7 protein-coding genes and 1 pseudogene are annotated in these 12,401 nt (G+C 56.7%); 3 read left to right on the top strand and 5 right to left on the bottom strand.

What is annotated here, in order from left to right; genetic code table 11:
• Positions 1-132: 132 nt before the first annotated feature.
• The 4 genes and pseudogenes from QMG79_RS05315 to QMG79_RS05300 form a co-directional block, all read right to left on the bottom strand.
• Positions 133-357 carry a hypothetical protein gene (locus QMG79_RS05315; protein ID WP_283537546.1) on the bottom strand — a complete coding sequence of 75 codons (225 nt, stop codon included), beginning with the start codon at positions 355-357 and terminating at the stop codon, positions 133-135.
• A 725-nt stretch (positions 358-1,082) separates the two neighbouring features.
• Positions 1,083-2,348, bottom strand: coding sequence for an MFS transporter (locus tag QMG79_RS05310; protein ID WP_283537544.1), 1,266 nt, complete (start codon positions 2,346-2,348; stop codon positions 1,083-1,085).
• Between the two features lie 447 nt (positions 2,349-2,795).
• A complete protein-coding gene (locus QMG79_RS05305) occupies positions 2,796-3,032 on the bottom strand; it encodes a hypothetical protein (RefSeq protein ID WP_283537543.1) in 237 nt (78 codons plus the stop codon).
• 974 nt (positions 3,033-4,006) lie between these two features.
• Positions 4,007-4,372 (bottom strand): annotated as a pseudogene (locus QMG79_RS05300) (recombinase family protein); the annotation flags it as partial.
• Between the two features lie 570 nt (positions 4,373-4,942).
• On the opposite strand from QMG79_RS05300, the gene QMG79_RS05295 reads away from it, so the two are divergent.
• A complete protein-coding gene (locus QMG79_RS05295) occupies positions 4,943-6,958 on the top strand; it encodes a putative bifunctional diguanylate cyclase/phosphodiesterase (RefSeq protein WP_283537542.1) in 2,016 nt (671 codons plus the stop codon).
• Positions 6,959-7,291: 333 nt separating this feature from the next.
• On the top strand, positions 7,292-7,603 hold the full coding sequence (locus QMG79_RS05290) for a hypothetical protein (protein ID WP_283537541.1): 312 nt from the start codon (positions 7,292-7,294) through the stop codon (positions 7,601-7,603).
• Between the two features lie 693 nt (positions 7,604-8,296).
• Here QMG79_RS05290 and QMG79_RS05285 read toward each other — a convergent pair.
• Positions 8,297-8,458, bottom strand: a complete 162-nt coding sequence (locus QMG79_RS05285; protein ID WP_283537540.1) for a hypothetical protein — start codon at positions 8,456-8,458, stop codon at positions 8,297-8,299.
• A gap of 271 nt (positions 8,459-8,729) precedes the next feature.
• Here QMG79_RS05285 and QMG79_RS05280 point away from each other — a divergent pair, with 271 nt between their 5' ends.
• Complete coding sequence (locus QMG79_RS05280) at positions 8,730-12,335, top strand: DUF7933 domain-containing protein (protein ID WP_283537539.1); 3,606 nt, start codon at positions 8,730-8,732, stop codon at positions 12,333-12,335.
• Positions 12,336-12,401: the final 66 nt, after the last annotated feature.

Raw genomic sequence — 12,401 nt, 5'->3', positions numbered from 1 at the left:
CGGCTACGAACGGTCGAGAGTCGGATTCAGCTGCGAACTGTCTCAGTTCCCGGGAACTGGAACACTCCTGGCAGCGCAGGTCTCTCGGGTAATCAGCACCTGCGCTAGGACTTTTCCAACTGAGGGGGCCTTTTATTGCCCAGCTATCAACCCGTAGATAACGGTCACGACGCCCAGAACCGCCATGGCAATCCCTCCAAGGCCGTAACCGCGCTCCAGCAGTGGCATCCGGTCCTGATCGACCTTGATACCACTTGCACCGGACATCTTTGCCGCCATTGCTGCCAGCGGCTTACGGAACACCGCACCAAGAACACCAATCACAACGACTACACAACCAAATATCACATAGGTCATGACTACTTCTTCCCCAAGAAATCCCTGATCATGAAGTAACCAACCGCGGGTATCGCGACGGCTACCATCAAAACGATGACAACTATGAACTCCGTGCTCAACGTGGAACCTCTCTGTCCGTTTAACGCCACCAGCTAGCTCTCCACACGGGCTCTCTTGACTGCGAGCAATCACAGCCTAAACCGCAACGACACACTACACTGCACCGCCCCAGTCCCTTGGAACCGGGACGGTGCTGTTCACGGCGACTGTCCTGGTGGCTATCACGCCGGGTTCCGCGTCATATGACCATCCCAAAATCTATTCCAAAACGCTCGTCGCAAAACTCCGCGTGGAACATGTTTTAGGGACGGTGCGGGAACGGATATTGGTTTGGCAGGGTGGAGCGGACGCATAGAATCCTGAGGACAGCAGCCAAAAATTGACGTACCAGGCGGCGTTGTCTTCCCGACAATCTGTCCGCCGGCTCAAGGTCCGCTAACCGGGGTGTTGAGCGAGGCGGACATGACCTCATAGGAACCTGATGCGACGAGTCCCATTACCGTTTTGTCTGCCTACCTGGCCCACGCCCGATCGTTGAAGACGCAAAACACAAATGGGGCCGTTCCGGAGCTCTGCGACGGACCGTCGTCACCACCGAAGAGTTGTACCGCGCCAGCGGGACGCCCTTCTTCCTGGGTGGGCCCTGGCGAACCATCCTCTGAACCTGAACACGCCGGCGCTGGTTATCCATCCACAAGATCTTCATTGCCGACGCCGTCCCGCGAAGCCGGGATCTGCTCGACCGGCCGCGGGCTGAGTAGTTGCCCGAAGATCACTAAGAAGATCAGAGTAAGCACGTACATTCCAGCACCGGCAGCGAAAGCGAGCCCGGGTCCACCGCGGTCGATCAAAATTCCGGCGGTTGCTGCTCCCAGAGCAACGCCGATGTTGTTCAAGGTATTCACCCAGGTCGACGCCTCTCGTTGTTCCCCCGCAGGCACCAACCCATCGGAACAGACGTAAGCGGTAATGAGCAGCGGCGCGCTAGCCAAACCGGCGCAGAACAGGACACAAGCGGTGGCAATCAAATTAGTCGTAGGGACGAGCATCAGACCGAACGCTGCCGATACCGCGATGAGTGCGGCCAGATGCAAACGCGGGCGGTCTTCACGAATGAAACGCCCCCAGAGAAGACCGCCAACGGCACTACCGATGGAAAGAGCAGCGAACAAATACCCGACGCTCGAACCTTCCCCTACCGACTCAGATCTCGCAACCAAAGATACTTCGAGGGGACCTCCGCTTAGGCCAATGCCAAGAAGAACTAGAAGCAAGAAAACAAAACCTCGTCGCTTGAACGGTCCCGCCCAGCCACTCGACGCGCTGATCGTGGCGCCCCTGGACTTCCTACTGTTGTGTCGTGATGCTGGCGACAACACCAAAAGAATGGTTCCCATCAAGTTCATCACGCCGGTAATCGCCACGACCAGTGAGCTGGGCGCGATGAGGAGGATGCCGCCTACAACGAGTGGCCCCACAGCGTAAAGCACCTCCTCAACAACTCCATCGAGGCTATATGCGCGGCGTCGTGCTGCCGACTCGGGAGTGACGCCAGCCCAAATGGCGCGCATCGACGGACCGAGAGGCGGAGCAAAGAGACCGGCTCCGACGGAAAGCGCGATGTAAGGGAGTGCAGCACCGACGTTCTCAAATGCCAGCCCAGAGATGGCGAAGACGCACAGAGTGAACCCGAGGGACAACCAGGGTAGGACTGCTTTAGTGCCTAAGCGGTCGATCAACCTTGATTTGAGCGGCATGAGAAAGCTGATGAGAGCGTAGCCGCCGAGCGAGGCCCCGGCAGCAGCATATGAGTGTGTCGCGCCCTGAATTGTGAGCAGAAGTGCCAGCGAAATCATCGCGTAAGACAGCCGCCCAATGGTGGCCGCAAAGAATGCGATAAATACTCCGTCGCGGCGCAGTATCGATCGATAGGTGATCGTGTCGGTCACAAGTATGTCCTAGGGATAGCAAATAGCCCCGTAGCCGTTCTGGCATACGAGGGGATCGGTTCTGGCAAATGAGGTCAGACCCCAACTCGCTATCCCTGGAGCGTCATAGACGAAATCATAGTGGGCGGCGTAGGGAAATAAAGAGCACAGCGTCTAATAACGCGTCGACCAGGCGACCGTTCACTTCAGTGACGACCGGACCGCGCCAACGAGGCCCCCTGGGTGAAGCGAACGCACAGATCAGGCTGCACCTGGGCGGATTCCGGCTCGTAAGGTCCGGAGGCTTAAGCCTTGAGCGTTGTGAATTCCAGGGACATCCGGCAACCAGCGGGTCATGAGTGCGGAGAACGGCTCTGTGCCTCGACTCCGGCAGCGTGGATTATCAGGTTGTCATGCTGACGTGTTGGGAAGAACTTTGGGACTTGATAAGTGCCGTGGTTGAGCTGCTTACCGGATGATCGTTGATTTCTCAGCATGACTCCCGTCAGGTGTCACTTCCCAGATACCGGCCGTGCCGGAGCCGCCCTGGTTCATTAGGGACTGCGACCTGATCTTGACGTCAAAGTTCCCGTATTTATTAGGGGAAGCGTCGTAGACGAGGTCAGGGTTGTAGTCCATGGCCTTTTTCATCACATCAATTGCCTGCTCCGGCGTGATAATTGGAGCTTGTGGCTCGAAGCTCATGAACGCATTCGGGTTAGCGTCTTCCTGCGCAGGTACTTCAGGTGCCGGGGTCGCTGGTCCGGGTGATTCCTTCACTGGCGTGCAACTCAAACATCAGTAGAGTGCGGCCTTAAAGGTGGACCCGGCTGCACAGTAGGAGTAGGCGCCCCATCGTTTGATCTGTACGGTGGACTTGCAGCAGGAGTGGGCGGTGGCTGCTCATTGATGTTTACCAATTACTTGGCTTTAGGACAGATGTCTAATGCTTACTGCGGGGCTCTTCATTCTCGTAATGGGAACTATAGCACTTATCTTATCAAAACCACTTGTATCCTTTCTCAGCAAGCAAACTACTGCACGTAATCCCAATGACGATCAACGAAAACATAAAAGTTTTCAAAAAATATACGCAAGGTCTTTCGCATCTATTTTTATTATCGCGGGATTTATTCTTTTTTTGACTGGAATTTTTAATGGAGATAAAATTTCAATAGGAAATTAGAAAACCTTCATAACAACGCATAAAAGGGAGAGCACTTTGGAGATTGTAGTAGTACTTTTGATTCTCTCGGGAATAATTGGAATTATATACGCTTTCAAAAAAAGAGGATAGAGCTCAAATAAAATAGCCGAAAAATTTACTTTCCCTTGATAGATCTTGAATTTTGATAAACAAAAAACTCATTTACTCCAGAGTGCTATCTGGATAAGAGAAACAGGCAACAAGCAACAAACCTTGAGTTAATTGTTGCGAGAATAGACGGCAAATGAAAACTAATTCATCGCGTAGCAAATTATGGCTTATGACTGTATTTCTCTTTCTGGGTGGTCTCGGGGCAACATTTATCCTCTCTCGTTTCCTCACAGAAACTGGCAGCGTATTTGTTTTTACTCCCATGACAATCGCAGTGGGTTTCATGGTGTGGCCTTGGGTGAAATACCTGACAAGACCAGATCAAGAATAAATTCTTTAGGATTTCCCCGGCCTCCTTGACCTAGGCAACAAGTCCTCGTGAGCGTCTGTAGAACGTGGCCCGGGACATGCCAAGATCCCGCGCAACCTGGGCAGCAGGCTCTCCACCATCAACCAGGCGCATAGCCGTTCTGATCTGACTATCCGTAACCCGCACAGGCCTGCCACCCAGGTTCTTCCCTGCTGCCCTGCGTTTGCTGATGGAGTCGGTGACGCGTTCGCTTTTGATCTCGTGTTCCATCTGAGCCAGGGCAGCCATGATCGTGAACAACATCGACCCCATCGGCGTCGTTGTATCCACATCCCCTCCCTCAAGATTCAACACACGCAACCCAGCACCCCGCCCACGCAGCTCATGAGCAAACGCCAACATGTTCTGTATCGACCGCTTCGGATCTGCCAAGCGCGTAGTTGCTGCTGTTCAAGGTGCTACTGGCGCTGATATCAGCGCATATGACAACGACCGGACAACTGCTATTTAGGTCTGACGCTTCGCCCTAGATGTGGGCTGCGGCGAACGCCTGCTTAATGTCGCACTGCTCCGTCCGCGGGAACTGACTTTGTACCCGTTGGCGTTGGCGCAGTTCCTCATCCGGCGCGCCGCTTCACGCCCCGCAGCGTTAGCAAGGCACACTGGGACCGGCCAAATTTGATCCAGTTCTTAAAAACCTAGGTACTACGACGCCCGTTTTAACACGCCACTAGGGGTTAGAGACGACATGCGGAAATCTATAGACTTATTTTGTACAAATCACCCCCAGACGAGTACACAGAAGGCCCCGTCCTCCCCCACAGGTGTCGGGGCTTTCTGCTGCCCAGGACGTGAACCCGATCTTCATGAGTCCTTGGTCATAGTGCAGCGGTTAGTGACCCCTGTGATGCGGTGTTGCCTCTTGCGCTACTACAATCGTGACAATAATTTCTTAGCGGCTGTGATCTCACGGGGGAGAGTCAAACTTTGAGCGTACGCAAAGAGTCTGATCCGTACCTGGATATTGCGGCAGTAATTGCCGCCGGTCAGAAAGCGACGGCTGATGTAGCTTTGATAACCGACGCAACTCAGGCCATCGTCTATGTTTCGCCAGCTTTCACCGCCATGACAGGGTATGGGCAGGAAGAATTGGTCGGTAAGAACTGCCGTTTCATGCAGGGTCCAGGTACTGATGCTGGTACGAAGGACACCATGCGGGAGGTCCTTGCTTCGGAAGAAGTATTTGAAGGAGAAGTTCTCAACTACCGAAAAAACGGTTCGCCGTTCTGGACAGCGTTAAAGATCATCCCGATGCGACTCGGTCGCGGTACCGGCGTAACCCACTATGTGAGTGTCCAACGCGATATCAGCAACCGGGTCGCTTCGTTTAGGCAACTGCAATATCAGGCGCTTCGCGATTCCGTGACGGGGCTACCAAATCGCATAGCCGCTGAGCAGGCCATAGAGAACGCAGTTAAACATCCGCCCGGTCAGGGCCTGACTGCTGCAGTGGGCTTGATTGATCTTGATGACTTCCGTCTAGTAAACAACACGTGGGGACATGCTTTCGGAGATGACGTACTGCGACAATGGGCCACACGGATGCTCTCGTGTCTGCGTGAGGGCGATGTCCTGGCCCGCATGGGGGGAGACGAATTTCTTCTCATCATCAAGAACCTCACCCATAAAACTGCACATGAAGACGTACCTAAAATTCTTGGAAGTATCCACAAGGCCTTCGAAGCGCCCTTCATCATCAACGCTCAACACATTAGCGTCGATATGAGCTTAGGTATCGCGGTGGTCCCAGCCGACGGCGCCGACAGCCGATACCTGCTCCGCAGCGCCGATGAAGCACTGTACAGAGCAAAGAAACACAAACAGCGAGGTCAGTCGTGGTGGCAATGCGCCCAAGACACCGTTTTTGACTCCCCCGAACCAGACGTGAACGGCACCACCAGGGAAAGTCACAGCCTGGAAAAACAGATCGATCCCGAAAAGTACATAGAAGCACTAAAAAACAACAACACTGTGATTCATTTCCAGCCCGTGGTGGACTTACGGAACGGGACAGTGCACCTTTTCGAAACCCTTGCACGACTAAAACTCCCGTCAGGACGCCTCGCGTACCCCAACGAATTTTTGCCTCATTTCGGTCCTGAGGAATTACGTCTTCTATTTACCAGTGTCCTTGACCAAGCCCTCGGAATCCTCGCCACATGGGACAAAAAAGACATCCGCCACGACATATCAGTGAATCTACCCCCTGGAATCCTTGCAGATGGATCCACAACGTCACTGATCCAAGGACTGCTCTCAACTCACGCCATCGACGCCAACCGACTCGGACTCGAACTCCTAGAATCAGAAGAAATACGACTCGAGGAACAACGCACAACACTACGCGAGCTCGTGGACGTGGGCGTAGGCCTTGCCATGGACGATCTTGGATCCGGATACAGCAGCCTCCAAAGACTCTCCTCCTTCCCGTTCAACGCCATCAAAATCGACCGTGGACTCTTCAACACCATCACACTCAAACCCCTTCAATGCCTCAGCGTCATCGCCACACTCATCCAACTAGGACAAGACCTCGGAATGAACGTCGTTGTCGAAGGCCTTGAAGATGAAACCCTCACCGAAGCCACCGCGATCCTCGGTGCGGCCTTTGGCCAGGGCTACTACCTGGCAAAACCCATGGATCCAGAAGACTGCTTACCCTGGGCCAAATCTTTCAACCTCACCACACACCTCTCCCCCATACGAACGCCACTAGGCGCACTCGCCTACCACCTGCACTTCACCCGCCTAGCCGCACCACACCCCCTAAAACTTGCGAGCTGCCCACTAACGGGCTTCATCACCAACACCAACACCAACGAATCCAACGACGTGCAAACCTGGCACGCACACCACCACCAACAACCCGAAAACGCCCCAGGCTCCAGCCAGCCCCTCATCGACTGGCTCACCAACCAAATAACCCACACCCACCACGACTGAACCGCTCTGGGTTTGATAAAAGCTCGCACTATTTGATGTCTGACATGCGAGCGTTGCAGGATTTGCCGGCATGGAAGACGTGCTCGAATTCTGCGGGCATAATCTCACCGAGGTACCCGTGAACCCCTTTGGTGTTGTGCCAGCGAACCTACCCGAAAAATTGCTAGCTCAAGGTCCTCAACCGTTCTCCAAGGGGCGGAAAGGGCGGGGCCATGGAGAAGTTAGGTCTTGTAATAGCCATCCACGATCTCGGCCAGCGTGCTTTCGTAGCTGTCGCCCCCGGTCTCGATCGAGGATGATGCACCAGTATCAGTGAGACCTTCACCGGAGCAAATGGACATCAGTTTGACTGCCCTCGCCGCTATGACAGCGCAGGTCACCATGGTCAGCGCCGCAACCTCACCGCGCCACCTCTATTGCAGCAAGACCATCACGACCTGGATCGAACGCAGCTACCACCGCAAACGCCGCCAGCGCGCTCAGACGACTGAACACGACAATGATGAAGCACAAACACCTCGCACTAGCCCGGTTCCGCTCACCGCTGTCAACTCACGCTTCACCATGTCCGGGTGCCGCTTCCGGGCTGGCTCGAATCTGATCAGATCCGGGCGCAAGTACCGCGTCGCTGAGAGCTCGCACTGATGGTGCACGGTTCCTCGCGGCATAGTAGGTACCCGGAGGCGCTAGCGCGCACAAGTGCTCGATTCCACGGTGACTTTTTTCTCGCTCAAAAAGTCAGGATTCTCTATCAAACCCAGGTCGATTTTCGCTTGATATCACGGACTTTTGAGCATTACTCAGCTACGGCGACCAGAGATTAGAAAGCATACGATCTTTTGCTATATTAGTGCTGTCACCACGCATCGAGTGCGTGCTGATTCCAGAAAGTGGGGGCTCTTCTTGGACCTGACAATTCCTGCGTCTTCTCTGGTACGGATGTCTCACAAATGATCATGCCGCCGAGGGGAGCACTGTCCACGTGAATAAATCACACGTTTCCAGGCGACACTGTGCCCGATGGCGGGCACGACGCATCACCAAGGTTGTCGCTGCCGCGATTGCTTGTGTGGTGTTAGTGGGCGGGTGGGGTTCAGCCGCAGCGGCGGTACCTGCCCACGCGAGTCCAAGTACCGCACCTGCCGTGCTACCCAAAACCAACGATCCAACGGAAGGGGCCAAGCCTTCTGGTCCTCCCCCTTCTTCACCGGCACTGGAAGAGCCCACAGCAGAACCATCGAGTACTCAGGAGCCAGCTCCGGAGGGCACCAAGTCTTCTGGTTCTACCCCTTCTTCTTCGCCGGCACTAGAACAGCCCACAGCAGAACCATCAGGTAATCAGAAGCCAACTCCGGAGGAGCCGGAGCCTTCCCTGGCCGAGGTAGATGCCGGGAAGGGCCCCAGTGAGCCGCCCGCGGTTTTGGCAACACCAGAGATGAGCTCACCGAGCGCTGCATCTCCGTCCGAATCTGACCGGGCACCACCAGCGAACGCCCGCATCGCACAGAGCCCTAGTCTTCTTGCCGCAGGCGTTGCCGATGCACCCCGCCAAGTGTGGAACGAGTTTTTTGAACAGGGTCTAACTAATTCCGCCAGCGGTCTTTCCGTTTACTCCGGCGGTCTGTATACCGGGTCTACGGGCTGGCTTAGCGGAACTAACTGCACGGGCGTTTTGGTGAATTACCGAGCGCCGTACCCCAATCCGTCCTTTTGCCCCACCCAACAGTTGGGTCAGGGGCAGTCTTCCCTTGCTGCACGCGATGCCCGCCGCATGGCTGACGTCCTTGGACAAGTAGCGGCAGGATCGAGCGGATCTTCCTCCGCGAGCTCACCTGCCAATGGTTCAACCGTCAACGGTACACAGCTAAACCATGCTTTGGTCGCCCGTCCCTACACAACCGTTTCGGGCGGCACGACGGTACTGCAGTCCAAGAACGATTTGGGCCTTACCGCCCCTGATTCACGCTATTACGCATTGGGTATGAACGCCGTCGGGGCCCAGTGCGGCACGAACAACGCGTCCCTTTCGCTAAATCTTGTCTCCGGGACCACAACGCTGCTGGCTGGATTTACATCCCCGGTCGTCCCCTGCACCAGTACCGGCACTGTTTACTACACCTCCCCGACGCTGTCGCCCCTGAACCCCGTTGCGGGAGTCTCTGACCCGGCATGGTCGGCCTCAGTACGTGCAGGTAGCTACGACGGCACTAATACAGCGCTCCTCACGCCAGCACAGCTCTCTGCAGGGAGAGTTCAAATCATCAACACTACAACTGGTGCCGGGAGCGGGTTCGGCGTCGATAACATCCGGGTCCTTGAGGTGACGCCTGCCTTGGACGCGGCCTTCGATGCTTCGGGAGCAACAGCGACGGTGCCTACTACCCTTACCTACACCATCACCAACACCTCGGACCTGTACGCAAAAACTGATTGGGGATTCGCCGCGGCGCTTCCCTCAGGACTCATCGTGGCACCGTCCCCCACCATCTCAGGCACGTGCGTCAACGCTGCTGGTACGGCCTTTGCCGTTACAGCTGCAGCAGGATCAGGAAGCATCTCGGCCGTTGGCGGTGACCTCGCCGCAGGCAGGACCTCGTGCACCATCACGGTGGCCGTCATAGCCGCAACCGCCGGGACCTATACCAGCGGCACAGTTACACCCTCGGGTCTCATTACCTCACCGCCCAGTAGCCTCACAGTTTCGCCCGCGACAACAATTACCATCCGTAAAAATCTGCCGGTACGCGCAGCAGCTGCCGACCAGTTCACGCTCTCGCTTCGATCAGGTACCAGCGTCCTAGCGTCCGCCACCACCACCGGCACCGCCACTGGAATCCAATCCGCGCAGATCAGCCGCTCAGTGGTACAGCCAGGCTCTATCTACACTATCCATGAGACCCCGACGGCCGGCGCAGGCCTCGGATACGCCAGCGCCTACGAGTGCACCCGTGCTGGGACCGTGATCGCATCCGGTACGGGAGGATCAGGAACCATCACCATCCCAGACGAGGTGGGCGCCGAAGTGCTATGCACTTTTACCAACACCACGCAGACGGCGCGTCTCTTCTGCGACGCGAGCCGGTTTTACTCAGTCACCGCTGCCGGGATTCTCGAACAGGGCGACATTGTCTCCGGCGGCGTTACTTCCGTTGGTAGCTGGACGGGCGTGAATGCAGTCAACGCCCTTGGTGTTGGAGCGAATGGAAATTTGGCATACGCCCTCGACCGGACCACTGATGCCAGCGATGTTTCCTCGATCCTGAAATGGACACCCGGAGCCGGCTTCGAAAAACTGGCCAATACCGCTTACACAACAGTGGCCGGGGGCTCCCCCATCACCGGGAGCATCGTGGCCGGCGCCATTGACCTGAGAACCGGAAAGTACCTTTTCGGGATTTTCGCCAACTCACAGTTCTACATCTGGAGTTTCACCGAAACGAACCCCACAGCCACCCAGTACGCTTTCGTAGGTTCATTTCCCACTGGTTCAGCGCCGAACGGAAACGGTGACATGGCATTCGACGCCCGGGGAAACCTTTACGTTGTAGGCGCCGCCGTCGTCAACACACTCAACACCGCAACGATCTTCACGGTCACAGCCGAAAACCTCGCAACGGCCAACGGCGGGACTCTCGCGGTGAGCAGCTCCGCGACCAAGCCATCGACGGGGACCGACACGGCGTTCGCCAACATCAACGGCATTGCCTTTTCGCCCCGCGGTACCGTCTATCTATCCAACGCAGGAAACGCTTACGAGTTCGACGCCACAACATGGAGCCGTGTGCCCGGCACTGCACGGGTTCCAGTTAACTCAGTGGACCTTGGCGGATGTTCAACACCGTCCACCATCACGGTCCAAAAAAATGTTATAGGCCGGCAGGCCCCGAGTGATCAGTTCACGCTGACGGCATCCACGGGAACACCGCCGACAGGGTTCGCTACCGCCACGACCACCGGCACAACAACCGGCAGACAAGCCGCCCAGATCGGGCCTTTCCCCGTCACTATCGGTACCACCGTGACGATCTCTGAGGCGATGGCCTCTGGTTCGGCCTCCACCATCGGCGCCTATGCCTCCACCATCTACGAGTGCTACGCGGACGGGGTGAAGCTCAGTTCAGGCACCACTACCACTGGGACGGCCACCATCCCCAACAGGCTCGGTGTGAACGTCACCTGCACGTACTTTAATACCCCGTCTCCGGCTTCAACGGTGCGTATCACCAAAACCATCAGGGAATTCTCTGGATTGACCCGCCCCGGCGTTGACTGGAGCGTTGGAACGGCGGTGACGGCAACAACAGGGACCGCAACAGCACTGCCAGTCGGTTCTGAACGCCAGTCAACAGATACTGCGGGCCAGGCAAGCTGGACAGTATTGTTCGGGACAACGACGTCGCGGGCTTCGGTAGTGGTCTCCGAAATCCAGCAAGCAGGTTTTGCCTTCGTCAGTGGATCCTGCACCGTGAACGGCGCCACCCGAGGGGCGACCTTTACCCAGACAGGTACAACCATCAGCGCCACCCTCACGGCCATAGCCCCAGCCTCCGCGGTCGAGTGCACGCTCATAAACCGACCCACAGCATCTCTCACGCTCGTGAAAGAGGTTCCCTTCGGGGCTGCGTTACCCACCGATTGGACCCTGAGCGCTACCGGCCCTGCCGGGGCACTTCGCGGTCCTTCCGGAGCTACCGGCAGTGCCGCCGCATCGAATGTTCCCATCACACCCGGTGTTGCCTACCGCTTGGCCGAAACCGGAGGACCGAGCACCTACGTCCAAACCGGCACATGGCAATGCCGCACGACGACCGGCGAAACCCTCGACGTCACTGCCTCCGGAGATCTCACCCCGACCAGCGCGATAATCACTTGCACTGTACGGAACTCCACAGCATCCATCACACTTCTCAACCAAGTACAGAACCCCCGCACAGGATTCCAGGCCCCGGACTGGAAAGTCACCGCGGCCCCAGCGGCACTGACCGGCGGGGCGTTACCAACGGAAACAAGGCTCGGCGCCGAGTATGTGGCAGCGGGCAACCCGGCAAATACCTTTGACGTCCGTCCAGGGCACAGCTACACGCTCTCGGAAGCAGCTACCGACCCGGGACGGCGCATTGCATACCAGGAACTTCGCCTCGAACGACTGACCGGGTCAACATGGACTGTAGTGGCCTCAAGAACCATTCTCGCTCCCGCGGCAGGGCAGACAGCGGTCTACCGCTTCGTCAACGCCCCCGTGGAGCCCACCAGGCTGCCGCTGACCGGTGGCACGAGCGCTGACGTGTACTACATCGCAGGGGGATCATTGCTCATTTTGGCACTAGCCCTGTTGGTGTGGCACAGACGTCGACGAACGCGGGGCGCCTTCCGATGATCCGTACTCGCCCTACCCATCCATCATCCCCACCTTTTCGACCCTTTCCTTTCGGCCTCACCCTCA

The organism is Pseudarthrobacter sp. PS3-L1 (assembly GCF_030063285.1).
Classification (GTDB): domain Bacteria; phylum Actinomycetota; class Actinomycetes; order Actinomycetales; family Micrococcaceae; genus Arthrobacter.
This window is presented reverse-complemented; position numbering and strand designations above follow the sequence as displayed.